Here is a 22,209-nt window from a genome sequence, read left to right as displayed (position 1 = left end):
CGCCGGCTTGCACCAGATCAAATCTGCGCCGCATCCGCCTTGCGGCGGTCTTGAGACGGCGTCGCAAAGCGCCTATGGTGGAGGCTTGCCCAACCGAGACGCATTCATGTTTCCCGACGACAGACCCCAGACCCTAGGCGAAGAAATCGCCAACGCCATCAGCCACGGCGTCGGCGCGGCCGGCGCGGTGGCCTCGGCGCCCATCCTGATCGTCGCGGCCGTGCGCCAAGGCGACGTCGCCTTCATCGTGGGGGCCGCGGTATTCGCCGCGTCGATGTGCCTGCTGTACCTGGCCTCCACCATATACCATGCGCTGCCGCGCTGCCGCGCCAAGGAGTTCTTCAACCTGCTGGACCATTCGGCCATCTACCTGCTGATCGCCGGCACGTACACGCCATTCGCCCTGGGCGCGCTGCGCGGCCCGTGGGGCTGGACGCTGTTCGGCCTGGTGTGGGGCCTGGCCCTGCTGGGCGTGGGCCTGAAGGCCAGCAAGCGGCTCAACCGCCCCGCCCTGTCCACCGGACTGTACCTGGCGATGGGCTGGCTGGTGCTCATCGCCGTCAATCCGCTCATCGAGAAAGTGCCCACCGGCGGCCTGTGGTGGCTGGTCGCCGGCGGCCTGGCCTATACCGGCGGCGTGGCCTTCTTCGTGCTCGACAACCGCTGGCGCTACAGCCATTTCGTCTGGCACCTGTTCGTGCTGGCCGGCACCGTCTGCCATTTCTTCGCCGTGCTCTGGTACGCGGCCTGATTGCGCCCGGAAACATCGCGGCCAGCAGCGACTACGAAAACGCGCAAAACGTTTCCGCCCCGCCCCCGGGGCCGCCCTGCCGCGCGCCGCGCGCCCGCGGTGGCCTGCCGACACAGGAAAACACATCGCGAAACTTGCCCCTGGGCCGGGCCGGTTGCCATCATGGTCGGACATTCAACCGGAACATGGAGGTTTCATGCAGCGTTCCACTAATGCATTCCATATTGCCGCGGGGCAGCAAGCGCGCAAGGCGCGCGCGGCGTGGGGAGTCCTGCCCGCCGTGCTGCTGACGGCGGCGCTGTCCGGTGCCCCCGCCTTTGCCCAGCAGGCCGCCCAGCCCCAAGCCCAGGCCCAGCAGCAGATGGCGCCCCCGCCCGCGATCCAGCCGACCGAGCAGCAATTGCAGCGCTACGCGTCGGCCTCGCAGAAAATCTCCGGCGTCGTGGACGAATACCGTCCCAAGGTCGACGCCGCCAAGACCGACGAAGCCAAGCAGAAGGTCGTCCAGGAAGCGGACGCCAAGATGGTGCAGCTGGTCCGCGCCGACGGCCTGAGCGTCGAGGAATTCAACGGCATCGGCCAGGCCGTGCAGCAGGACCCGCAGCTCAAGCAGCGCGTCATGAACATGACCAAGGGCGCGCCCGCCCGCTGACGCCGCCGCTGCCCCCGCCGCGGCAAACGCCACCCGCCTTCGGGCGCGTGGCGTTTTTTTGTCGTAGGGCCGCCCAGGAAGCAACGCATATGCCGCAACGCCATCGCGTCTTATCCTCGCGCCGCTGGAAAACCGTGCTGCCTGGCGGCGCGCACCACGACCAGGGTGGCGGCCAGCAGCACCAGCAACGCGGGTGAGAAGGCCACGACACCCAGCCGGTCCAGCAGCACGCCACCGACGATGCCGCCGCCCGCGATCGCCATGTTCCAGGCCGTGACCAGCATCGACTACGCCACGTCGGCCGCGTCTCCTGCGGTCTTGGCGATGGCCCGGCCCTTCTGGTGCTCGGGCACCATGCGCGCGGCATAGCCCGCCAGCAGCGCCCACAACAGGCCGGCCGACACACCCGCGAGGAAGCGCGCCACCATCGTCAGGACATAACTGCTGGATAGCGTGGTGACGGTATTGGCGATGAAGAAACCGGCAATGGCGGCAAGCAGCAGCGGGCGACGGCGCGCGTCTTGCGTGGCGGCGGTTGGCGGAATCGCCGCTACCAGCGCCGAGGAAGGTTTCGACGTGGTGATGCGTACCGGCGAACCGACCGACTCGCGCCTCATGTCCCGGCCCCTGGGCAATTACCGACTGCAGCTGGTCGCCTCGCCGGACTACCTGGCGAGGCGCGGGACGCCCGAGGCTCCTGCCGACCTGATCCACCACGCCTGCCTGCAACACAAATTCCCCAGTACGGGAAAGCTCGAATCCTGGCCGCTCAAGCGCGCGAAAGACGCCGCGGAAGCGAGGCTGCCGGTCTCGATGGTCTGCAACACGTCGGCGGCGCTGATGGAAGTGGCTCTCGCCGGCCTCGGCATCGCTTGCTTGCCGGACTACATGCTGCGCCAGGCCATCGAGCGGGGCGAACTGGTCACCGTGCTGGATGCGCACATCGAGCACCAAGGCGCCTTCCGGCTGCTGTGGCCGTCGAGCAAGAATCTGGCTCCGAAGCTGCGTGTATTCATCGACTTCATGGTCGAAGAACTGTTCAAGCGCTGACCTGTCCGGAGCAACAGGGCAAGCCCGCTTTTCCCGTTTTGGCCTTATCCTCTAATTCCCCAGACCCGTCTTAGCGGAGCGCGACATCTTGACCCCGGACCTCACTCTCTATGACCTGGCGGGCGCCGACCCGTCGCTGCGGTTCAGCCCGCATTGCTGGAAGACGCGCATGGCGCTGGCCCACAAGGGCCTGTCGGCCCAGACCGTGCCGTGGCGCTTCACCGAGAAGGAAGCCATCGATTTTTCCGGCCAGAAGCTGGTGCCGGTGCTGGTGGACGGCGGCCACGTGGTCAGCGACTCCTGGCAGATCGCCTGTTATCTCGAAGACGCCTATGCCGACCGCCCATCGCTGTTCGGCGGCCCGGCCGGCCGGGCCTTGAGCCTGTTCGCCAATTCCTGGGCCGACAGCACGCTGGTACCGACGCTGGCGCGCCTGCTCCTGCCCAGCATCCACGGGCTGATCCACGAGAAGGACAAGGACTACTTCCGCGCCACGCGCGAAAAGCGCTTCGGCAGGCTGGAAGACCTGCCGGCCGGCTACGAAGCGCAGATCGCCGCGCTGCGCGCCGCCCTGCTGCCCCTGCGCCAGACGCTGGCCCGGCAGCCCTATCTGGCCGGCGAACGGCCCGCCTATGCCGACTACGCCGTGTTCGGCATGTTCATGTGGGCGCGCTGCACCAGCGCGCTGGACCTGCTGGCCGCGGACGATCCGGTCCATGCCTGGCGCGAACGTCTGCTCGACGCCTTCGACGGCATGGCGCGCGCCGCGCCCACCGCGGCGGCCTGATCAGGTCTTGAGCCGGTAGCCGGTCTTGAAGATCCAGCGCACGCCCAGCAGACAGGCCAGCAGGAACACCAGCGTCATGCCCACGCTGACGCCGACGCTCACGTCGGCCGCGCCGTAGAACGCCCAGCGGAACGCGCTGACCAGGTAGACCACGGGGTTGAACAGCGTGACGGCCTGCCAGAACGGCGGCAGCATCTTGATGGAATAGAAGGTGCCGCCCAAAAAGGTCAGCGGCGTGATGATCATGAGCGGGATGATCTGCAGCTTCTCGAAGCCGTCGGCCCAGATCCCGATGATGAAGCCGAACAGGCTGAAGGTGACGGACGTGAGCACCAGGAAGGCCAGCATCCAGAACGGGTGGACCACGTCGAAGTCGACGAACAGCCGCGCCGTGGCCAGCATGATGAGCCCCAGGATGATGGACTTGCTGGCCGCCGCCCCGACGTAGCCCATGACGATTTCCACGTACGAGATGGGCGCCGAGTGGATCTCGTAGATGGTGCCCGAAAAGCGCGGCATGTAGATGCCGAATGACGCGTTGGCGATGCTTTGCGTCAGCAGCGACAGCATGATCATGCCGGGCACGATGAAGGCCCCGTAGCTCACGCCGTCGATCTCGACCATGTGCGAGCCGATGGCCGAGCCGAACACCACGAAGTACAGCGAGGTGGAGATCACGGGCGACAGCACGCTTTGCATCAGCGTGCGCCACGCGCGTGCCATTTCGAACAGGTAGATAGCGCGGATGGCGTAGAAGTTCATGATTGACCGTGCACCAGGCTGACAAAGATATCCTCGAGCGAGCTTTCCGATGAATTCAGGTCGGTGAATTCGATCTCCAGCCTGCCCAGCTCGTGCAGCAGCCGCGAAATCTCGCCGCCGCCCTGGTTATCGTAGGTATAGACCAGCGTGTGGCCGTCGGCCGACAGGTCCAGCTGGAAGCCGTCGAGCGCCGTGGGGATGCCGGGCAGCGCCGCCTTCAGCGTCAGGGCCAGCTGGCGCTTGCCCAGCTTCTTCATCAGGGCGTGCTTTTCCTCGACCAGGATGATCTCGCCCTTGCGGATCACGCCGATCCGGTCGGCCATTTCCTGGGCTTCCTCGATGTAGTGCGTGGTCAGGATGATGGTGACGCCGCTTTCGCGCAGGCGCCGCACCATTTCCCACATGCCGCGGCGCAGCTCGACGTCGACCCCGGCGGTGGGTTCGTCCAGGAACAGGATGGCGGGCTCGTGCGACAGCGCCTTGGCGATCATGACGCGGCGCTTCATCCCGCCCGACAGCGCCATGATGCGGCTGTCCTTCTTATCCCACAGCGACAGGTCGCGCAGCACTTTCTCGACGTAGGCGTGGTCGGTCGGCTTGCCGAACAGGCCCCGGCTGAAGTTGACGGTGTTCCAGACGCTCTCGAACGCGTCGGTGGAGATTTCCTGCGGCACCAGCCCGATCTTGGCGCGCGCCGCGCGGAAATCGCGCACGATGTCGTGGCCATCGGCCAGCACGGTGCCGGAAGTGGGATTGATGATGCCGCAGATGATGCTGATCAGCGTCGTCTTGCCCGCACCGTTCGGCCCCAGCAAGGCGAAGATTTCGCCGCGCTGGATATCCAGGTTCACGTTCTTGAGCGCCTGGAATCCCGATGCGTACCGCTTGGTTAGGTCCTGGACTGAAATGACCGGCTGCACACGCGCCCCCGACTTGATAGACAGCCAGGGATTTTACTCGCCACGCCGGCGCGGCTTGTTCGAGGTGGCGGAACAGTCTGTTTTGAAAATGGGGGGGGGGGGCGGCTGGGGCTGCCTGATGGGTTTCGCGCGCTGCATGGCTGAGTTCTTGCGCAAGGATTCTCGCGCTGCACCCATCCTACGGTCTCGCCATCGTAGGATGGGTGCAGCGCGAGACATCCGGGATAAAAAATCAAATATCGAACGCGCGAAACCCATCAGGCGGCCCCAGCCGCCCTTCCTCTTACCTCCCCCAGCGCAACACCAGTGGATCCAGACGCCGGGCGGTCTCCAGCAGCCCCTGCCTGACTTCCGGCCGCATCGCGGGGAACGGATGGCGTGGCGCGTCGCAATCGATCACGCCGCCGGCCTTCATCAGCGCCTTGGCGGTCAGGATGCCGCCCTGGCGGTTTTCGTAGTTGATCAGCGGCAGCCAGCGCTCGTACAGGCGGTAGGCCTCGTCGCGGCGTCCGGCCCGGTGCGCCTCGATGATGGGCCGCAGGCCGTCGGCGAAGGCGCCGCCGGTCATGGAGCCGGTGGCGCCGGCGTCCAGGTCGGGCAGCAGGGTGATGGCTTCCTCGCCGTCCCAGGGGCCTTCGATCGCCGCGCCGCCCAGTTCGATCAGGTCGCGCAGCTTGGTGGCGGCGCCCGCCGTCTCGATCTTGAAGTACGACACCTGCTCGATCTCGCGCGCCATGCGCGCCAGCGTCGCGGCCGGAAGCGGCGTGCCCGCGACCGGCGCGTCCTGGATCATGATGGGAATGTCCACCGCGTCGGACACGCGCTGGAAGAAGCCGTGCACCTGCTCTTCGGACACCCGGATCGTGGCGCCGTGGTACGGCGGCATGATCATCAGCATCGCCGCGCCCTGCTCCTGCGCGCGCCGGCTGCGCGCGGCGCAGACCTGGGTGCTGAAGTGGGTCGTGGTCACGATGACCGGGACGCGGCCGGCGACGTGCTCCAGGATCGTGCGGGTCAGGATCTCGCGCTCCTCGTCGGACAGCACGAACTGTTCGGAGAAGTTGGCCAGGATGCAAAGACCGTCCACGCCCGAATCGATGATGAAGTCCACCGCCCGCTTCTGGCTGGGCAGGTCGAGCTCGCCGGACTCGGTGAAAGGCGTGGGGACGACGGGGAATATGCCGCGGTAGCGCGGCGTCTTGGAGAGGGTCATGGCGCCTTATTCGATGATGTTGAAACTGTCGAGGTATTCGGTCTTCAGGGACAGGCCCAGGCCGGGCCGGTCGTCGTCCAGGTCGATGAAGCCCCGTTCGGCCACCGGCTCGCCGTCGAAGATGTAGTAGAACAGTTCGTTGCCGACTTCCACGTCGAACATGGGGAAGTACTCGCTCATGGGCGAGGCCAGCGTGCTCATGGTCAGATGATAGTTGTGCATCTGGCCGGCGTGGGGAATGACCGGCACGCTGTAGGCCTCGCACAGCGCGTTGATCTTGTGCGCCGCCGTGATGCCGCCCACCCGGTTGGTGTCGTACTGCACCACCGACACCGCCTTGCGGTCCAGCAGCTGCTTGAACCCGTACAGCGAAAACTCGTGCTCGCCGCCGGAGATCGGGATCGAGCTCAACTGGTTCAGCTCGGCATAGCCGTCGATGTCGTCGGCGATGACCGGCTCCTCCAGCCAGCGCGGCTCGAAGCGTTCGAGCTTGGGAAGCATGCGCTTGGCGTATTCCAGGTTCCAGCCCATATAGCATTCCAGCATCAGGTCGGTGTCGTAGCCGATCACTTCGCGCACCGCCTCCACCGATTTCAGGTTCTCGACCACGCCCTTCTGCAGATGCGCCGGGCCGTAGCCGAAGCGCATCTTGAAGGCGGTGAAGCCCTGGTCCAGGTAGGTCTGGGCCTCCTGCTGCATGGCGTCCAGGTCGGTGCGGTAGAGCTTGGAGTAGTAGACCGGGATCTTTTCCTTGGTGCGCCCGCCCAGCAGCTTGAAGACCGGCTTGCCCACCGACTTGCCCAGGATGTCCCAGATGGCCAGGTCCACGCCCGAGATGGCGGCCATGGTCACGCCCTTGCGGCCCCAGGCGTGGGTGGCGCGGTACATGCGCTGCCACAGGTATTCGTAGTCCCAGGGGTCCTGGCCGATCACCAGCGGCGCCAGGTACTGGTCGATGATGGCCTTGGCCACGCGCGGGGCCAGCGCCACGTTGCCCAGGCCGACGATGCCGTCGTCGGTCTCGACTTCGACCACGGTCCAGCCGTGGAAACGGAAGGTGCTCATGGTTTCCTGCGGCGAATACAGCAGGTCCATGGCGTTGGAGCAGAAGTTGCCCTGGGGCGGAACGGTCTTGCCGGTCCATTCGTAGACGCGAGCGCGGACGGATTTGATTTTCATGGGAGCTTACCTGCGTGCAGAAGATGGGAAGAAGCGGGCCTCAGGCCGCCGCCAGGCGCGAGGCGCGGTGCGACGCGCCCATGCGGCATGCGATCAGAAAGGCCTGCCAGGTGGCGTCCAGGTCGGCGCGGCCCTGGCCCGCGATGTCGTAGGCGGTGCCGTGGGCGGGCGTGGTGATGGGAATGGGCAGGCCGCCCTGCACCGTCACCCCGCGCGAGAACCCCAGCAGCTTGAGCGCAATCTGGCCCTGGTCGTGGTACATGGTGACGATGGCGTCGAACTCGCCCGCCTGGGCTTTCAGGAAGATGGTGTCGGCCGGGAACGGGCCGCGCACCGGCAGGCCTTCGTCGTTCAGCTGGCGCACGGCCGGCGCGATGATGTCGATTTCCTCGCGTCCGCAGGTGCCGCCGTCGCCGCCATGCGGGTTGAACGCCGCCACCGCCACCCGCGGCTGCGCCACGCCGTTGGCCTGCAGCGAGCGGTGGATCAGCCGCGCCGCGTCCTTGATGCCGTCGACGCTGAGCGCGGCGGCCGCGTCCTTGAGCGGAATGTGCGAGGACACGCGCGAGGTCCAGAGATCGCCCAGGGTGTTGAACTCGCAGAAGTAGCCGGTCACGCCCAGGTATTTCGCGAAATGGTGCAGCTCGTCGTTGTGAGCCATGCCGCCCAGCTTCATCGCGTACTTGTTCAGCGGCGCGAAGCAGATGGCGTCGATGTGGCCGTCCTGCGCGGCATCCATACAGGCGTCGAGCACGCACAGCACGGAGGCGCCGCCGGCCGGCTGGGCCAGGCCGACGCGCACTTCGTCCTGCCGCACCGTATCCATCTCCAGCCAGGCCGGGACCGTGCTGTCGGGGCGGTCGCGCAGCGCCTCGAAGCCCGGCACCGGCTGGGTGCGCACCTGCACCCCGGCCACGCGCTGGCCTTCGCGCCACAGCCAGGCGTCGCCCGCCAGCACGATGTTGGCGTGCTGGCAGGCTTCGGGCCTGGCCAGCAGGCGGGCGATCAGTTCGGGGCCGATGCCGGCGGGGTCGCCCAGGGTCAGGGCGATGACGGGTTTGTGCTGCGTAGTCGTCATGGTTCGGGACTCATTCCACGGAAATATTGTTTTTCTTGATGATGGCGGCGTAGCGCTGGTTCTCGGCCTTGTGGAACTGCGCGAACTGCTCCTGGCTCATCGGGTTGAGGTCGGCGCCGATGGCCTGCAGGCGTTTCTGGGTGGCCGGCAGCGCCAGGACCTGGTTGACCAGGTCGTGCACCTGCGTCTGGACGGCGAGGGGCGTGACGCTAGGCATGTAGATGCCGTACCACGCGCTCATTTCCACGCCCGGCAGGCCGGCCTGCTCCATCGTGGGCACGTCGGGAATCTGCGGGTTGCGCTGCTTGCTGAGCACGGCCAGCGGACGCACCTTGCCGGTCTTGATGTGCGGGATGACGGACGACGCCGTTTCGAAGGCCACCTGCACCTGCCCGCCGATCAGGTCCACCAGCGCGGGGCCGCTGCCGCGGTAGGGGATGTGCACCATCTTCACGCCGGCGGCGTCCTGGAACAGTTCGGCCGCGATGTGCTGGGTGCTGCCCGCGCCGCTGCTGGCGAAGTTGTAGGCGCCCGGCTTGCCCTTGAGCAGCGCGATCAGCTCCGACACCGACTTGGCCGGCAGGTCGTTGTTGACCACCAGGATATTGGGCACGGCGCCCACGAACACCACCGGCACGAGGTCGCGGTCGTTGTCGTAGCCGAGCTTGAGCAGGTGCGGCGCGATGGCGTGCGCGGTGGAGACGCCCATCACCATGGTGTGCGGATCGCCGGACTTGGCGACCTGGTCGGCCGCCAGCGTGTTGGACGCGCCCGGCTTGTTTTCAACCACCACCGTCTGCTTGAGCAGCGGGCCGAGCTCGTCGCCCACGGCCCGCGCCATCGCGTCGGTGCCGCCGCCCGGCGCCGACCCCACCAGCAGCCGCAGGGGCTTGCTGGGCCAGTCGCCGGCAAGCGCCTGCAGGGGGGCCAGGGCCGACAGGCACAAGGCCCCTGCCGCCATGGCTGCGTATAGCCGAGTCTTCATGGTTGTCTCCTTGGGTAGCTGGTTTGCCGCCTGGCGGTCATTACTGTTTTTGTGGCTCCATCTTAGAAACAAGCTTAGTTTCCGTAAAATGAAACTTTTGCACCAACCGTTCACCTTAGGCGATCAATCATGGAACGTACGATTTCCGTCCCTGCGCTGCTGTCGCGGCTGCGCATGCGCCAGATCGTCCTGCTGCTGGCGATCGAGGAGCGCGGCACGCTGCGCGCGGCCGCCGCCCAGCTCAACATGACGCAATCGGCGGCCAGCAAGATGCTGCACGAACTGGAGCTGGCCATCGGCCAGCCGCTGTTCGGGCGGGTCGGCCGCGGGCTGACGCTGACCGCCGCCGGCGAGTGCGTCATGGAGTACTTTCGCGGCATGCGCGGCACGGTGGCGTCGCTGGCGCGCGAGCTGGAAGAGGTACGGCTGGGCAGCACCGGCAAGCTCTTCATCGGCAGCATCATGGCGGCCTCGCCGGGGCCGCTGACCGATGCGCTGCTGCGCCTGAAGCAGACCTATCCGCTGCTGGCGGTGGAGATCTCCACCGGCACCAGCGACCTGCTGATCGGCCGCATGACCGAGGGCAAGCTGGACGTGGTGATCGGCCGCATGCTGACGCTGCCGGAACGCCATTACGTTTTCCGCCCGATCGGCGACGAGGCCTTGTCGGTGATCGCCGCGGTGGACCACCCGCTGGCCGCGCGCAAGCGCGTGGACTTCGCGGCCATGATGGAATATCCGTGGGTGCTGCAGCCGCACGGCAGCCCGATGCGCGACGTGATGGAGCAGGAATTCCGCGCGCACGACGCCGCGCCGCCGCGGGGCCTGATCGAATCGGCGTCGATCCTGACCACCACCAACCTGGCGATGAAGTCTTCGATGCTGGGGGTGATTCCGGAATCGGTGGCCGGCCGCTATGCCGCGCACGGGCTGCTCGCCATCCTGCCCTATCGCATCCGCCACCGCCTGACGGCCTTCGGCAGCATCGTGCCGCGCGACCGGCCGCTGAGCGCGGCGGCCCGGCATTTCGTCGGCCTGCTGCACGGCGACCCGGACCTTTGAGGCCGCCGCGCCGTATACTTGCGGGTTGCGCGATAGCGCCTTTTACCAGAGAGATTTGCCCGTGAGCACCCTGCCCGCCTGTCCGCAATGCCGGTCCGAATTCACCTATGAAGACGGCGGCCTTTACATCTGCCCGGAATGCGCGCACGAATGGTCGGCGCAGGCGGGCGACGCCGCCGAGCAGGCCCGCGTCTACCGCGACTCGGCCGGCAACGTGCTGCAGGACGGCGACACCGTCACGGTCATCAAGGACCTGAAGCTGAAAGGCTCGGGCGGCGTGATCAAGATGGGCACCAAGGTCAAGGGCATCCGCCTGGTCGACGGCGACCACGACATCGATTGCAAGATCGACGGCTTCGGCCCCATGAGCCTGAAGTCGGAATTCGTCAGGAAGGCCTAGGCCCTCGCTAGAGGTCCTCGTCTTCCTCGGGCTTGGGCATGAGATAGGCCGTCAGCGTGCTGGACAGCCCGGCCATCACCCACAATACGAAGAACGAGATGGTGTAGAAGCCCACGCGCCCGGTCGGGACGTGGCCGAAAATCGCCACGTCCAGCGGGTCGATCAACGCGAAGACCAGCACGCTACAGGCGGCGGCGGCCAGGAACGACGGCCACAGTATCCACATCAACGATCTCAAGCCCATCAGTGCACTCCCGTTCTACGGATTGGCGTTCGGCGCGGTCTGTTCGACGACCAGGCCGCGCTTGACCACGCCTTCCTGGATCGGCTGGTTGCTGAAATTCGTGTAGGCCAGATAGATGGTGATGAAACACCCGATCATGGCCAGGAACGGCCCGGCCATCAGTATCCAGGGCCAGGGTTCACGGTACCAGGGTTTGGCGGGCTGCGCGGGCTGGGCTGCGTTCATGGACATATCCTGTTCTGTGCTTACTCGGGAACGTAGAAGCTGGCGGCTTCGTCGGTTTCGATGGCGCGCTGCTCGCCGTCCTGGCCGCGCGCGCGCAGTGTGATGGGGTGGGCGCCGGGCTCGGCGCCGGCGGGCGCGCGGATCACCATCGGCACCAGCTTGTTGGCCGCGGCTTCGACGTCGACGGTATCGGCGCCCTGCTGGCCGGCCATCACGGTCAGGCCGGGCATGCCCTCGGCGCTCAGGCGCAGGCGCATGGGCTGGTCGGAGGTGTTGATGATCTGCAGGCGGTAGACGTTCTCGATCTGGCCGCCGGCCACTTCGCGCCCCAGCGCGCCGCGGTCGCGGATGATGTCGACGCGCAGCGGATTGCGCATGGCCAGCGAGGCCACGAAGGCGATGGCGAGCGCCAGGATCAGCGTGCCGTAGATCAGCACGCGCGGGCGCAGCAGATGCGAACGCGCGCTCTTGGTGGACAGGCCGTCGAGCATGGCGCGCTCGGAGGTGTAGCGGATCAGGCCCGGCTGGTACTGCATCTTGTCCATGACCTGTTCGCAGGCGTCGATACAGGCCCCACAGCCGATGCACATGTATTGCAGGCCGTCGCGGATGTCGATGCCGGTGGGGCAGACCTGCACGCACAGGCTGCAATCGACGCAATCGCCCATGCCGGCCGCCTTGTGGTCGATCTTGCGCGAGCGTCCGCCGCGCGGCTCGCCACGGACCTTGTCGTAGGTGACCACGAAGGTGTCGGGGTCCACCATCACGCTCTGGAAGCGCGCGTACGGGCACATGTATTTGCACACCGATTCGCGCATGAAGCCGGCGTTGCCCCAGGTGGCGAAGCCGTAGAACAGCATCCAGAACCACTGCCAGGGCCCCAGCTGCAGCGTGAACAGCTCGTGGCCCAGTTCGCGGATGGGCGCGAAATAGCCGATGAAGGTGGAGCCGGTCCACCAGGCCACGGCGATCCACAGGAAATGCTTGGTCAGCTTCAGGCGGGCCTTGCGCCAGCTCCAGGGCGATTCGTCCAGGCGGATGCGCGCGACGCGGTCGCCTTCGACCTTGCGTTCGATCCACATGAAGATTTCGGTATAGACGGTCTGCGGGCAGGCGTAGCCGCAGAAGAGCCGCCCGGCCACGGCCGTGAACAGGAACAGCGCCAGCGCCGAAATGACCAGCAGCACCGCCAGGTAGACCACGTCCTGCGGCCACAGCACCAGGCCGAACAGGTAGAACTTGCGCGCGCCCAGGTCGAACAGCACCGCCTGGCGCCCGTTCCACTGCAGCCAGGGCAGGCCGTAGAAAATGATCTGCGTGAAAAACACGAAGGCGATCCGCCAGCGCGCGAAAATGCCGCTGACCGACCGCGGGTAGATCTTGCTGCGCACGTCCGCCAGCGTCTGTTCCAGGGTTTCCTGGCCGGGACGCGGCGGCCTCGTGTGGGGCCGCCAGGGTGGCGGGTCACCGCCAGGCGAATTGCCGCCGACGCTTGCGGTTGACCCATCTTCCATATGCTGCTCCGTGCTTTAAGTCAGTGATAGGGGGGCGGGGATCGCCCGCCCCCTGCCCTTATTTCGCCGCCTCGTTGGACGCCACGGGCTCGGCGCCGGGCTTGTTGGACAAGCCCCAGACCCATGCCGTCAGGATCTTGATCTGCTCCGGCGAGAGGATCTCTTCGTGGGCCGGCATGCGGTTGTCGCGGCCGTCCAGGATGGTCTTGACGATGGTGGCCTCGGAACCGCCGTAGAGCCAGACGTCGTCCGTCAGGTTGGGCGCGCCCAGCGCCTGGTTGCCCTTGCCGTCCACGCCGTGGCAGGCGACACAGAAGTTGGCGAACTCGCGCTTGCCGCGGAACACCCGCACCGGATCGGCGGTCAGGCCCGACAGCGAACGCACGTACTGGGCGATGTCGCCGGCGGTCTTGGGGTCGATGGTGCCCTTCCAGGGCGGCATGATGCCGACGCGGCCCTTGGTGATGGTCTGCATGATGGCTTCCGGCGAGCCGCCGTGCAGCCAGTCGCCGTCGGCCAGGTTGGGGAAGCTGGGCCCGCCCTTGGCGTCGGAGCCGTGGCATTGCGCGCAGGTGTTCAGGAACAGGCGCTGGCCGATTTCGCGCGCGCCCGCATCCTGCGAGATCTGCGGAATGTCCATGGTCTCGAAGCGCGCGTAGATCGGGCGCACGGCTTCGGCCATCCTGGCCTGCTGCTGCGCGACCTCGCCGGTGCTGCTGTAGCCCAGCTGGCCCTTGTACTCGCCCAGGCCGGGCATGAAGAACAGGTAGCCCAGCGCGAACAGGCACATCAGCAGGTACATCCAGGTCCACCAGCGGGGCACCGGATTGTTCAGTTCGGTCAGGTCGCCATCCCAGACGTGGCCCGTGTCTTCGACCTGGCCGGCGACCGGCTTGGTGCCGAGCCAGCGGCGCTGGGTGTACAGCAGCCAGATGCACCAGATCACGCCGCCCAGGGCGATGATCGAGATGAAATACCCCCAAAAGCCATTAACGAAATCGCTCATGACCGATTCGCTCCATCATGTTGTCCCGACCCGAATTCATCGGGCAGTGCGAACGGCAGCATGGCCGATTCGCGGTTGGCGCCCTGGCGGCCGCGCGAGCAGGCCCACCAGACGATGCCAAAAAAGGTTGCCATCGAGATGGCGGTGACGATTGCGCTCAGGTAGCCCAGCATGGTCATTCTCCCGTTGCGGCCGGCGCGGCGGGTTGGACGGGCTGAGCGGCGGGCTGGGGCGGCTGGGCCGCCCGCTTGGCCGCCTCGGCGGCTTCGGCCTGCCTGGCCTTGCGCACGCCGACGCCCAGGCCCTGCAGGTAGGCGACCAGCGCGTCTTCCTCGGTCTTGCCTTCGATGGCCTTGGGCGCCGCGGCGATTTCCTCGTCCGTGTAGGGCACGCCCAGCTTGCGCAGGGCGCGCATGCGCTGGTCCACGTCGGCGCCGGTGATGACGGTTTTCTCCAGCCACGGATAGGCCGGCATGTTGGATTCCGGCACCACCTTGCGCGGATCGCGCAGGTGGATGCGGTGCCAGTCGTCCGAGTAGCGTTCGCCCACGCGCGCCAGGTCGGGACCGGTGCGCTTGGAGCCCCACAGGAACGGACGGTCGAAGACCGATTCGGCCGCGATGGAGTACGAGCCGTAGCGCTGCACCTCGGCGGCCAGCACCCGCACCTGCTGCGAGTGACAGCCCACGCAGCCTTCGCGGATGTAGATGTCGCGGCCCATCAGCCGCAGCGGGCTGTAGGGCTCGACGCCGGCGACGGCCTGGGTCGTGCTGTGCTGGAAGAACAGCGGGATGATCTGTACGAGGCCCGCGAAGGACACCACCAGGATGCTGGCGATGATCATCCAGCCGATGTTCTTCTCGAGCGTCTCGTGGGAAAAGAAGCCGCGTTGCTTGTTGGCCATGATGTCCTCGTCAAACGGTGGCCGGCACGGCGGTCGGTGCGACCGACGGACGCGCGCCATGGGGATCGTCCAGCGGAATGGCGGGGTTGACCGGGCGCGCGCCGCGCACCGTCATCCACACGTTCCAGGCCATGACGAACACACCCGACAGGAACAGCGTGCCACCCAGCAGGCGGATCAGGTAATACGGAACCCGCGTCTTCAGCTCTTCGACGAAGCTGTACACCAGGGTGCCGTCGGCGGCGGTGTCGCGCCACATCAGGCCCTGCTGCACGCCGGCGATCCACATGGAGGCGATGTACAGCACCACGCCGATGGTCGCGATCCAGAAGTGCAGTTCGATGGCCTTGACGCTGTACATCTTCTCGCGGCCGTACAGGCGCGGAACCAGGTAGTACAGCGAGCCGAAGCTGATCATGGCGACCCAGCCCAGCGCGCCGGAGTGCACGTGGCCGATGGTCCAGTCCGTGTAGTGCGACAGCGCGTTGACGGTGCGGATCGACATCATCGAGCCTTCGAAGGTCGACATGCCGTAGAACGACAGCGCCGTGACCATGAACTTCAGGATCGGATCGGTGCGCAGCTTGTACCAGGCGCCCTGCAGGGTCATGATGCCGTTGATCATGCCGCCCCAGGACGGCGCCAGCAGGATCAGCGAGAACGTCATGCCCAGCGACTGGGTCCAGTCGGGCAGCGAGGTGTACAGCAGGTGGTGCGGGCCCGCCCACATGTACGTGAAGGCCAGCGCCCAGAAGTGGACGATGGACAGGCGGTAGGAATAGATGGGACGCCCGGCCTGCTTGGGCACGAAGTAGTACATCATGCCCAGGAAGCTGGTGGTCAGGAAGAAGCCCACCGCGTTGTGGCCGTACCACCACTGCACCATCGCGTCCTGCACCCCGGCGTAGGCCGAATAGGACTTCCACATCGAAACCGGCATCTCGATGTTATTGAAGATGTGCAGGATGGCGATCGTCAGGATGTACGAGCCGAAGAACCAGTTGGCCACGTAGATGTGCTTGGAGCGGCGCTTGACGATGGTGCCGAAGAACACGATGGCGTAGGCCACCCACACCAGCGTGATCAGGATGTCGATCGGCCATTCCAGTTCGGCGTATTCCTTGCTGCTGGTGAAGCCCATGGGCAAGGTGATGGCGGCGGCGACGATGACGATCTGCCAGCCCCAGAACGTGAACGCGGCCAGCGGGCCACAGAACAGGCGGGCCTGGCAGGTGCGCTGCACGACGTAATACGACGTTGCGAACAGCGCGCTACCGCCGAATGCGAAGATGACCGCGTTGGTGTGCAGCGGGCGCAGGCGGCCGTAGGACAGCCACGCCGTGTCGAAATTCAGCTGCGGCCAGATGAGCTGCGCGGCGATAAATACGCCCACGGCCATGCCGACGATGCCCCAGACCACCGTCATGAGCGCGAACTGCCTCACGATCCGGTAGTTGAAGGTATCGGCCTTGTTTGCGATTGCGGCGCAATCGTTCATCACCTTCCCCTAAAGAGAAACAATTAGATCCAAGTTGCCATGATGGCGGTTGGCGGCCAAACGGACGTTGATATGAATCAAACCCTGTCGGCAGTACGGGGGAACAAGCAGGTTGCGCAACAGATCTATGGCTGGCGCGGCGGGCATGAGGGCTTCAGCCCCGTCCGGCGGGCCCGCTGTCGTCGTCGCGCAGAATGGCGCTGCCGGCTTCGTCGGTGTCGTCGTACTGGCCGTTGAACACGGCCCACCAGAGCGACACGCCGATGGCCAGCACGAACAGCAGCGACAGGGGCAGCAGCAGATAGAGGATGGTCACGGCGCGGCCTCGAGCGCGGCCGACGGCGGCGCGCCGGACCAGTCGCGGCGGCACAGGCGCCAGGAGTTGTAGGCCACCGCCAGCGACGACACCAGCATGGTGATGGCGGCCAGCCAGGGCGTGACCCAGCCGACCACGGCCAGCGGCGTCATGAGCAGGTGCCAGACCACCGAGCCGTGCAGGTTCTGGCGGGCCTTCTTGCGCGCCTCGGCCAGCAGCGCGTCCAGCGCGGCGTCGGGCATGGCGGGGTCGGCGGCCAGCGCCGAATGGGCCGAGGCCATGGCGGTGGGCACCGCCATCGACATGGCGCAGGGGCAGCTCATCACCAGCAGCGCCACCATCACGGGGATGCTGTGGGCGGCGTCGATATAGGCCCAGACGGCGGCCGCGGCCAGCGCCAGCGCCACCTGGACCATGACGAAGCGCGAGGCCAGCCGGTCGGCGCGCGCGCCCAGCGCCAGCCGCTCGGCCTCGATGCGCTCGTGGCGCGCCCCGCCTGCGGCGCCGCCGAAGGACTGGCGGGCGCACAGTTCGAGATAGCGCGCGGTCAGCAGGAAGGCCACGAACATCGTGACCGAATCGAAATACACCTCGCCGCGCCCGGTGTAGGTGGCGTGGACGCTGGGAATGAAGGCGGCGACGATGCCCAGCGCCACCGGCACGTCCATGCCGGCGCGGCCGCGCCGCAGGTTCTCGCCGGCCAGGCGCCAGATGGGCCAGGCCGAATACAGCACCACCGGCACGGTCAGCGCCAGGCTGGCCCAGTTCATCAGCACGATGGCCCAGTCCAGCGTCTCGAGCGCGTCGGCCGGGATGCCGTCGTGGCGCAGGTAGCCGGGCCAGGCGAACATCATGACCTGCATCATCGCCAGCCACGCCAGCGACAGGCGCACCAGCGCATGGCGGCGCAACTGGCGGTCGGCCTGGGGCAGGCCCGCCGGGACGGCAAAGATCGATTTGGCTCGCATGCGCCGATCGTACCCAGCGCCGGCCGGCCCTGCCTTGATCTGAATCAAGGCGCCCCTGGCGGTTTGTTGCGCCCGGTTTAGGGGCGCTGGCGCCCCAGCACTTCGTTCACGGCCCGCATCAGGCCGGCAAGGTCGTCCTCTTCTATGGTCAGCGCCGGAGTCAGGTAGACCACGTTGCCGAAAGGCCGCACCCAGACGCCGGCCTCGACCAGCCGCCGCTTGAGCGCCTCGCGGTCGCCGATGCCGTCCAGCTCCACCACCCCGATGGCGCCCAGCACCCGCACGTCGCGCACCCAGGGCAGGTCGCGGCACGGCGCCAGTCCCGCCGCCAGGGCCTCGGAGATGGCGCGGGCCTGTTCCAGGCGCGGCTCGCGCTCGAACAGGTCCAGCGAGGCGTTGGCCGCCGCGCAGGCCAGCGCATTGCCCATGAAAGTGGGGCCGTGCATCAGCGCGTGCGAAGGATCGTCGGACCAGAAGGCGTCGAACACCCGGCTGCTGGCGACGGTGGCCGCCAGCGGCAGGGTGCCGCCGGTCAGGGCCTTGGACAAGGTCAGGATGTCCGGCCGGATGCCGGCCTGCTCGAACGCGAACATGCTGCCGGTGCGCCCGAAGCCGGTGAAGATCTCGTCGAAGATCAGCAGCAGGCCGTGGCGGTCGGCCAGGCGGCGCAGCCGCCGCAGGACTTCCGGGTCGTGCAGCAGCATGCCGCCGGCGCCCTGCACCAGCGGCTCGACCAGGATGCCGGCCAGCCGCGGCGCGTGGCGCTCCAGGTGGTCCTCGAGCGCGGCCAGCTCGGCCTCGCCTTGCGGCAGATCGACGATGTCGTGCTCGGCCAGCATGCCGCGGTACAGGCTGTGCATGCCCTCTTCCGGATCGCACACCGACATGGTGCCGAAGGTGTCGCCGTGGTAGCCGCCGCGAAACGCCAGGAAGCGGGTGCGTCCGCGCTCGCCCTGGTTGAGCCAGAACTGCAGCGCCATCTTCATGGCCACTTCCACCGCCACCGAGCCGGAGTCCGTATAGAAGACGCGGTCCAGGCCCGGCCCCAGCAGCGCGGCCAGGCGGCGCGCCAGCGTCAGGGCCGGTTCGTGCGTCAGTCCGCCGAACATCACGTGCGGCATCGCGTCCAGCTGCGCCCGCACCGCCTGGGCGATGTGCGGATGGTTATAGCCATGGCAGGCGGTCCACCAGGACGCCACGCCGTCGATCAGGCTGCGGCCGTCGGCCAGTTCGAGCCGGCTGCCGTGGCTGCGCACCACCGGCAGCGGCGGCGTGGCCGTCTTCATCTGGGCATAGGGCAGCCAGATGTGGGGATGGCCCCGGGCCATCCAGTCGGGCGTGTGCATGAATCACCTCCACTACAATGGCCCGCATTCTACGGCCTGGCGCCGACCTCACGGTCCGCCCGGCCGCCGCAGGACGGGTCGATGTCGAAACTGGATACGCTGTTTTTCTCCGAGCTGGCGCGCGCCGAAACGCGCCAGGTCAGGCGCCGCCTGCGCACGGCCGGCGCCGCCGCCCCCGGGCATCTGCTGCTGGGCGGCGCGCCCATGCTTAACTTCTCCAGCAATGACTACCTGGGGCTGGCGCGCCACCCGCTGCTGGTCGAGCGCGCCCGCGAATGGGCGGCCCGCCACGGCGCCGGCGCCCAGGCCTCGCGCCTGGTCTGCGGCAATCTGGACCTGCACGAACAAGTCGAAGCCAAGCTCGCCCGCCTCAAAGGCACCGAGGCCGCGCTGCTGCTGGCTTCGGGCTGGCAGGCCAACGCCGCCGTGCTGCCCGCCCTGCTGCGCGCGGCCGCCGGCCGGGGCGAGGTCGAGCTCTACGCCGACAAGCTCAACCACGCCAGCCTGCACCACGGCTGCCTGGCCGCCGGCGTGCGCCAGATCCGCTTCCGCCACAACGACCTGGCGCACCTGGAAAGCCTGCTGGCCGCGCGCGCCGCAAACCCGGCGGACAAGCCCGTGACCCGCTTCATCGTTACCGAAAGCGTATTCAGCATGGACGGCGACCGGACCGACGTGGCGCGCCTGGCCGACCTGGCCGACCGCTACGACGCCTTCGTCTACCTGGACGAAGCCCACGCCACCGGCGTGCTGGGCCCCAACGGCATGGGGCTGGCCGGGCTGGCGCCGGGCCGGATCGATCTGGCCATGGGCACCTTCAGCAAGGCGCTGGGCGGATTCGGCGCCTATGTGGCCGGTTCGCGCGCGCTGTGCGACTACCTCGTCAACGCCTGCTCCGGCTTCATCTACACGACGGCGCTGCCGCCCGCGGTGCTGGGCGCCATGGACGCGGCGCTGGACCTGGTGCCCACGCTGGACGCCGAACGCGCCCGGCTGGCGGCCGCCGGCGACCATCTGCGCGCGTCTTTGCAGGCGCTGGGGCTGGACACCGGCGACTCGTCCACCCAGATCGTGCCGGCCATCGTCGGCGACGCGGCCCGCGCGCTGCGGATGGCGTCGGCCCTGGAACAGCGCGGCCTGCTGGCGGTGGCGATCCGCCCGCCCACCGTGCCGGCCGGCACCAGCCGGCTGCGCGTGACCCTGAGCGCCGCGCACCGCGACGCCGACGTGGCGCGCCTGATCGACGGCTTCGCCGCGGTGCTGGCGTGACGCGCCGCCCCACCCTGCTGTTCGTCCACGGCTGGGCCTTCGACGCCTCGGTCTGGACGCCGCTGCGCGCCGAGCTTGGCGACTGGCCGCAGGCGGCCTTCGACGCCGGCTATTTCGGCGCGCCCGAAGACCCCGCCGTCGACGGCCCGGTCATCGCCATCGGCCACTCGCTGGGCGCGCTGCGCCTGCTGCGCCGCCTGCCGCCCGGCTGCCTGGGGCTGGCGGCCATCAACGGCTTTGCGCGCTTCGCCGCCGGACCCGGCTTCGAGGCCGGCGTGCCGCCCCGCATGCTGGACCGCATGCAGAAGCGCCTGGCCGCGGCCCCCGAGGCCGTGCTGCGCGACTTCCGCCAGCGCTGCGGCGCGGACGCGCCGTTCGGTCCGCCCCGGCTGGAGCCGCTCGAACGCGATCTGCGGGCCCTGCGCCACGAGGACCGGCGCGCCGCCCTGGCCGCGCTGCCGGCGCCGCTGCTGGTCCTGGCCGGCGCGCAGGACCCCATCGTGCCGGCCGCCATGACGCAGGCGGCCTTCGCCGGCGCGCCCGGCTGCGAGCTGCGCTGGCGCGAAGGCGGCGGGCATCTGCTGCCGGTCTCGGACGCGCGCTGGTGCGCCGACGCGCTGCGCGCCTTCATCGCCCGCGCGGCGGGCGCGCCATGACGGCCGTCCCCGTCGCGGCGCGCTTCGGCGCGGCCGCCCGCCGTTACGAAGACCATGCGCCAGTGCAGCGCATCACGGCCGAACGCCTGGCCGACGACATCGCGCTGCTGCCGCTGCCGCGCCATCCGCGCATCCTGGAGATCGGCTGCGGCACCGGCCTGCTGACCCGGGCGCTGGCGCGCCGCATCGGGCCGGCCGACTGGACCGTGACGGACATCTCGCCCGGCATGCTGGCGGCCGCGCAAAGCCGTCCGCCCCCGCCCGGCACGGTCCGCTACCGGTTGCTCGACGGCGAGCGCCCCGAAGGGCTGCCCGGGGGCTACGACCTGATCTGCTCCAGCCTGGCGGTGCAATGGTTCTCCGACCTGAACGCCGGCCTGGGCCGGCTGGCCGCGCTGCTGGCTCCGGGCGGCCGCCTGGCGGTGGCGACCCTGGCTGCGGGCACGTTCCAGGAATGGCGCGCGGCCCATCGCGAGGCCGGGCTCAGCGCGGCCACGCCGGCCTATCCGCCGCTGGACGCCATCCGTCCGGGCATGGGCAATCTGACGGGTGGCGTGCGCGGCGAACGGCTGCTACATAATCATCCTGACGGCCTGCATTTCCTGAAGGGCCTGAAGGGCATCGGCGCCACCAGCCCGGCGCCCGGCAGCAAGCCGCTCAGCCCCGCCGGATTGCGGCGGGTGCTGGCGGCATTCGATCGAAGAGGAGCCACGGTGACCTATCACCTGGCCTATGGCATGTGGAAAAAAACTGATCAACGCCCCGCCGGGGTATTCGTGACCGGCACCGACACCGGTATCGGCAAGACCCTGGTGTCGGCCATCCTGGCGCGCGCCTGGAACGCCGACTACTGGAAGCCGGTGCAGACCGGCGTCTCCGAGGAACCCGGCGATACCGACACCGTGGCCCAGCTGGCCGGGCTGCCGCCCGAGCGGCTGCACCTGCCCGCCTACGTGCTGCAGGCGCCCCTGTCGCCGTGGGCGGCGGCCACGCTGGAAGACGCCGTGGTCGACGCCACCAGCATCGTCCCGCCCGCCACCCAGGCCCCGCTCATCGTGGAAGGCGCGGGCGGGCTTTACGTGCCGATCGACGACACCCACATGATGATCGACCTGATCGCGCGTCTGGACCTGCCCGTGGTGCTGGCCGCGCGCAGGGGGCTGGGCACCATCAACCACACCCTGCTCAGCCTGGAGGCGCTCAGGCGGCGCGGCATCGCCGTGCTCGGCGTGATCATGAGCGGGCCGCTGTCGGCCGGCAACAAGGAAGCCATCGAGCGCTTCGGCAACGTGCGCGTGCTGGCCGAGATCCCGCCGCTGTCCAAGGTCGACGCCGCCACCGTCGAGGCCCTGGCTTGCGGCATCCCGTCGCTGGAAGACTGCCTGACCGAACTGGGCGGCGCGCCGGCCGTGGCGGGCTAGCCG

At 68.1% G+C, this 22,209-nt stretch carries 25 protein-coding genes and 1 pseudogene; 9 read left to right on the top strand and 17 right to left on the bottom strand.

The features are described from left to right. Positions 1 to 106: 106 nt before the first annotated feature. Together trhA and AC1M14_RS09305 are read left to right on the top strand one after the other, a co-directional pair. Positions 107 to 751, top strand: coding sequence for a PAQR family membrane homeostasis protein TrhA (gene trhA / locus AC1M14_RS09310; protein WP_479731450.1), 645 nt, complete (start codon positions 107 to 109; stop codon positions 749 to 751). A gap of 196 nt (positions 752 to 947) precedes the next feature. After that, a complete protein-coding gene (locus AC1M14_RS09305; RefSeq protein WP_102772328.1) occupies positions 948 to 1,403 on the top strand; it encodes a DUF4168 domain-containing protein in 456 nt (151 codons plus the stop codon). A 110-nt stretch (positions 1,404 to 1,513) separates the two neighbouring features. Here AC1M14_RS09305 and AC1M14_RS09300 read toward each other — a convergent pair. Then, positions 1,514 to 1,963 (bottom strand): annotated as a pseudogene (locus AC1M14_RS09300) (MFS transporter); the annotation flags it as partial. 55 nt (positions 1,964 to 2,018) lie between these two features. On the opposite strand from AC1M14_RS09300, the gene AC1M14_RS09295 reads away from it, so the two are divergent. Both AC1M14_RS09295 and AC1M14_RS09290 read left to right on the top strand, forming a co-directional pair. Beyond that, positions 2,019 to 2,453, top strand: coding sequence for a LysR substrate-binding domain-containing protein (locus tag AC1M14_RS09295; RefSeq protein WP_479731449.1), 435 nt, complete (start codon positions 2,019 to 2,021; stop codon positions 2,451 to 2,453). An 88-nt stretch (positions 2,454 to 2,541) separates the two neighbouring features. Further along, positions 2,542 to 3,240, top strand: coding sequence for a glutathione S-transferase family protein (locus tag AC1M14_RS09290; protein ID WP_479731448.1), 699 nt, complete (start codon positions 2,542 to 2,544; stop codon positions 3,238 to 3,240). Here the strand turns inward: AC1M14_RS09290 and AC1M14_RS09285 are convergent, their stop codons facing one another. From AC1M14_RS09285 to AC1M14_RS09260, 6 genes are all read right to left on the bottom strand, one after another. Further along, on the bottom strand, positions 3,241 to 4,002 hold the full coding sequence (locus tag AC1M14_RS09285) for an ABC transporter permease (RefSeq protein WP_111824689.1): 762 nt from the start codon (positions 4,000 to 4,002) through the stop codon (positions 3,241 to 3,243). Beyond that, positions 3,999 to 4,922 (bottom strand): ABC transporter ATP-binding protein, encoded by a 924-nt coding sequence (locus tag AC1M14_RS09280; RefSeq protein ID WP_479731447.1) that lies wholly within the window; start codon positions 4,920 to 4,922, stop codon positions 3,999 to 4,001. Before AC1M14_RS09280 ends, AC1M14_RS09285 begins: the two co-directional genes overlap by 4 nt. 283 nt (positions 4,923 to 5,205) lie before the next feature. Then, positions 5,206 to 6,135 carry a dihydrodipicolinate synthase family protein gene (locus tag AC1M14_RS09275; protein ID WP_102772334.1) on the bottom strand — a complete coding sequence of 310 codons (930 nt, stop codon included), beginning with the start codon at positions 6,133 to 6,135 and terminating at the stop codon, positions 5,206 to 5,208. A 6-nt stretch (positions 6,136 to 6,141) separates the two neighbouring features. Beyond that, the gene (locus tag AC1M14_RS09270; RefSeq protein WP_102772335.1) at positions 6,142 to 7,314 is read right to left on the bottom strand and encodes an L-rhamnonate dehydratase; all 1,173 of its coding nucleotides are present in this window, start codon (positions 7,312 to 7,314) and stop codon (positions 6,142 to 6,144) included. Positions 7,315 to 7,354: 40 nt separating this feature from the next. Next, positions 7,355 to 8,392 (bottom strand): 4-hydroxythreonine-4-phosphate dehydrogenase PdxA, encoded by a 1,038-nt coding sequence (locus tag AC1M14_RS09265; RefSeq protein ID WP_102772336.1) that lies wholly within the window; start codon positions 8,390 to 8,392, stop codon positions 7,355 to 7,357. Positions 8,393 to 8,402: 10 nt separating this feature from the next. Then, the gene (locus AC1M14_RS09260) at positions 8,403 to 9,377 is read right to left on the bottom strand and encodes a Bug family tripartite tricarboxylate transporter substrate binding protein (RefSeq protein WP_479731446.1); all 975 of its coding nucleotides are present in this window, start codon (positions 9,375 to 9,377) and stop codon (positions 8,403 to 8,405) included. Between the two features lie 129 nt (positions 9,378 to 9,506). Here AC1M14_RS09260 and AC1M14_RS09255 point away from each other — a divergent pair, with 129 nt between their 5' ends. Together AC1M14_RS09255 and AC1M14_RS09250 are read left to right on the top strand one after the other, a co-directional pair. Then, positions 9,507 to 10,439, top strand: a complete 933-nt coding sequence (locus AC1M14_RS09255; protein ID WP_479731445.1) for a LysR family transcriptional regulator — start codon at positions 9,507 to 9,509, stop codon at positions 10,437 to 10,439. 61 nt (positions 10,440 to 10,500) lie between these two features. Then, complete coding sequence (locus AC1M14_RS09250) at positions 10,501 to 10,839, top strand: zinc ribbon domain-containing protein YjdM (protein ID WP_102772837.1); 339 nt, start codon at positions 10,501 to 10,503, stop codon at positions 10,837 to 10,839. A gap of 7 nt (positions 10,840 to 10,846) precedes the next feature. Here AC1M14_RS09250 and AC1M14_RS09245 read toward each other — a convergent pair whose 3' ends face one another. The 10 genes from AC1M14_RS09245 to AC1M14_RS09200 all read right to left on the bottom strand — a co-directional run bounded on the left by AC1M14_RS09245 (position 10,847) and on the right by AC1M14_RS09200 (position 18,860). Next, positions 10,847 to 11,083: a hypothetical protein gene (locus tag AC1M14_RS09245; protein WP_102772339.1), complete on the bottom strand. Its 237-nt coding sequence runs from the start codon at positions 11,081 to 11,083 to the stop codon at positions 10,847 to 10,849. Between the two features lie 15 nt (positions 11,084 to 11,098). Then, positions 11,099 to 11,308 (bottom strand): FixH family protein, encoded by a 210-nt coding sequence (locus AC1M14_RS09240; protein WP_102772340.1) that lies wholly within the window; start codon positions 11,306 to 11,308, stop codon positions 11,099 to 11,101. Positions 11,309 to 11,328: 20 nt separating this feature from the next. Then, the gene (gene ccoG, locus AC1M14_RS09235; RefSeq protein ID WP_479731444.1) at positions 11,329 to 12,822 is read right to left on the bottom strand and encodes a cytochrome c oxidase accessory protein CcoG; all 1,494 of its coding nucleotides are present in this window, start codon (positions 12,820 to 12,822) and stop codon (positions 11,329 to 11,331) included. Between the two features lie 58 nt (positions 12,823 to 12,880). After that, positions 12,881 to 13,828, bottom strand: a complete 948-nt coding sequence (gene ccoP / locus AC1M14_RS09230; RefSeq protein WP_479731443.1) for a cytochrome-c oxidase, cbb3-type subunit III — start codon at positions 13,826 to 13,828, stop codon at positions 12,881 to 12,883. Further along, positions 13,825 to 14,001, bottom strand: coding sequence for a cbb3-type cytochrome oxidase subunit 3 (locus tag AC1M14_RS09225; protein ID WP_479731442.1), 177 nt, complete (start codon positions 13,999 to 14,001; stop codon positions 13,825 to 13,827). Before AC1M14_RS09225 ends, ccoP begins: the two co-directional genes overlap by 4 nt. A 2-nt stretch (positions 14,002 to 14,003) precedes the next feature. Beyond that, positions 14,004 to 14,732 carry a cytochrome-c oxidase, cbb3-type subunit II gene (gene ccoO, locus AC1M14_RS09220; protein WP_102772344.1) on the bottom strand — a complete coding sequence of 243 codons (729 nt, stop codon included), beginning with the start codon at positions 14,730 to 14,732 and terminating at the stop codon, positions 14,004 to 14,006. A 10-nt stretch (positions 14,733 to 14,742) separates the two neighbouring features. Continuing rightward, the gene (ccoN, locus tag AC1M14_RS09215; RefSeq protein ID WP_102772345.1) at positions 14,743 to 16,230 is read right to left on the bottom strand and encodes a cytochrome-c oxidase, cbb3-type subunit I; all 1,488 of its coding nucleotides are present in this window, start codon (positions 16,228 to 16,230) and stop codon (positions 14,743 to 14,745) included. A 154-nt stretch (positions 16,231 to 16,384) separates the two neighbouring features. After that, the gene (ccoS, locus tag AC1M14_RS09210) at positions 16,385 to 16,546 is read right to left on the bottom strand and encodes a cbb3-type cytochrome oxidase assembly protein CcoS (RefSeq protein WP_102772346.1); all 162 of its coding nucleotides are present in this window, start codon (positions 16,544 to 16,546) and stop codon (positions 16,385 to 16,387) included. Beyond that, the gene (locus AC1M14_RS09205; protein WP_102772347.1) at positions 16,543 to 17,514 is read right to left on the bottom strand and encodes a P-type ATPase actuator domain-containing protein; all 972 of its coding nucleotides are present in this window, start codon (positions 17,512 to 17,514) and stop codon (positions 16,543 to 16,545) included. The genes ccoS and AC1M14_RS09205 overlap by 4 nt, the downstream gene beginning before the upstream one ends. 77 nt (positions 17,515 to 17,591) lie before the next feature. Beyond that, complete coding sequence (locus AC1M14_RS09200) at positions 17,592 to 18,860, bottom strand: adenosylmethionine--8-amino-7-oxononanoate transaminase (protein ID WP_479731441.1); 1,269 nt, start codon at positions 18,858 to 18,860, stop codon at positions 17,592 to 17,594. Between the two features lie 81 nt (positions 18,861 to 18,941). Here AC1M14_RS09200 and AC1M14_RS09195 point away from each other — a divergent pair, with 81 nt between their 5' ends. The 3 genes from AC1M14_RS09195 to bioD are packed head-to-tail and all read left to right on the top strand — an operon-like array spanning position 18,942 to position 22,206. Next, positions 18,942 to 20,129, top strand: a complete 1,188-nt coding sequence (locus AC1M14_RS09195) for an aminotransferase class I/II-fold pyridoxal phosphate-dependent enzyme (RefSeq protein ID WP_479731440.1) — start codon at positions 18,942 to 18,944, stop codon at positions 20,127 to 20,129. Further along, positions 20,126 to 20,785 carry an alpha/beta fold hydrolase gene (locus AC1M14_RS09190; RefSeq protein ID WP_479731439.1) on the top strand — a complete coding sequence of 220 codons (660 nt, stop codon included), beginning with the start codon at positions 20,126 to 20,128 and terminating at the stop codon, positions 20,783 to 20,785. Before AC1M14_RS09195 ends, AC1M14_RS09190 begins: the two co-directional genes overlap by 4 nt. Beyond that, positions 20,782 to 22,206: a dethiobiotin synthase gene (bioD, locus tag AC1M14_RS09185; protein WP_479731438.1), complete on the top strand. Its 1,425-nt coding sequence runs from the start codon at positions 20,782 to 20,784 to the stop codon at positions 22,204 to 22,206. The genes AC1M14_RS09190 and bioD overlap by 4 nt, the downstream gene beginning before the upstream one ends. Positions 22,207 to 22,209 lie beyond the last annotated feature (3 nt).

This window comes from Achromobacter sp. SX5, assembly GCF_056711425.1.
This window is presented reverse-complemented; position numbering and strand designations above follow the sequence as displayed.

What these genes read in the sequence shown, in the direction of transcription:
- AC1M14_RS09270 (WP_102772335.1), bottom strand. Translation starts at nt 7,314, where the DNA reads ATGAAAATCAAATCCGTCCGCGCTCGCGTCTACGAATGGACCGGCAAG.
- AC1M14_RS09205 (WP_102772347.1), bottom strand. Translation starts at nt 17,514, where the DNA reads ATGCGAGCCAAATCGATCTTTGCCGTCCCGGCGGGCCTGCCCCAGGCC.
- AC1M14_RS09305 (WP_102772328.1), top strand. Translation starts at nt 948, where the DNA reads ATGCAGCGTTCCACTAATGCATTCCATATTGCCGCGGGGCAGCAAGCG.
- ccoN (WP_102772345.1), bottom strand. Translation starts at nt 16,230, where the DNA reads ATGAACGATTGCGCCGCAATCGCAAACAAGGCCGATACCTTCAACTAC.
- AC1M14_RS09240 (WP_102772340.1), bottom strand. Translation starts at nt 11,308, where the DNA reads ATGAACGCAGCCCAGCCCGCGCAGCCCGCCAAACCCTGGTACCGTGAA.
- AC1M14_RS09200 (WP_479731441.1), bottom strand. Translation starts at nt 18,860, where the DNA reads ATGCACACGCCCGACTGGATGGCCCGGGGCCATCCCCACATCTGGCTG.
- ccoP (WP_479731443.1), bottom strand. Translation starts at nt 13,828, where the DNA reads ATGAGCGATTTCGTTAATGGCTTTTGGGGGTATTTCATCTCGATCATC.
- AC1M14_RS09225 (WP_479731442.1), bottom strand. Translation starts at nt 14,001, where the DNA reads ATGCTGGGCTACCTGAGCGCAATCGTCACCGCCATCTCGATGGCAACC.
- AC1M14_RS09260 (WP_479731446.1), bottom strand. Translation starts at nt 9,377, where the DNA reads ATGAAGACTCGGCTATACGCAGCCATGGCGGCAGGGGCCTTGTGCCTG.
- AC1M14_RS09245 (WP_102772339.1), bottom strand. Translation starts at nt 11,083, where the DNA reads ATGGGCTTGAGATCGTTGATGTGGATACTGTGGCCGTCGTTCCTGGCC.
- AC1M14_RS09295 (WP_479731449.1), top strand. Translation starts at nt 2,019, where the DNA reads ATGTCCCGGCCCCTGGGCAATTACCGACTGCAGCTGGTCGCCTCGCCG.
- AC1M14_RS09285 (WP_111824689.1), bottom strand. Translation starts at nt 4,002, where the DNA reads ATGAACTTCTACGCCATCCGCGCTATCTACCTGTTCGAAATGGCACGC.
- AC1M14_RS09195 (WP_479731440.1), top strand. Translation starts at nt 18,942, where the DNA reads ATGTCGAAACTGGATACGCTGTTTTTCTCCGAGCTGGCGCGCGCCGAA.
- bioD (WP_479731438.1), top strand. Translation starts at nt 20,782, where the DNA reads ATGACGGCCGTCCCCGTCGCGGCGCGCTTCGGCGCGGCCGCCCGCCGT.
- AC1M14_RS09255 (WP_479731445.1), top strand. Translation starts at nt 9,507, where the DNA reads ATGGAACGTACGATTTCCGTCCCTGCGCTGCTGTCGCGGCTGCGCATG.
- trhA (WP_479731450.1), top strand. Translation starts at nt 107, where the DNA reads ATGTTTCCCGACGACAGACCCCAGACCCTAGGCGAAGAAATCGCCAAC.
- ccoO (WP_102772344.1), bottom strand. Translation starts at nt 14,732, where the DNA reads ATGGCCAACAAGCAACGCGGCTTCTTTTCCCACGAGACGCTCGAGAAG.
- ccoG (WP_479731444.1), bottom strand. Translation starts at nt 12,822, where the DNA reads ATGGAAGATGGGTCAACCGCAAGCGTCGGCGGCAATTCGCCTGGCGGT.
- AC1M14_RS09275 (WP_102772334.1), bottom strand. Translation starts at nt 6,135, where the DNA reads ATGACCCTCTCCAAGACGCCGCGCTACCGCGGCATATTCCCCGTCGTC.
- AC1M14_RS09265 (WP_102772336.1), bottom strand. Translation starts at nt 8,392, where the DNA reads ATGACGACTACGCAGCACAAACCCGTCATCGCCCTGACCCTGGGCGAC.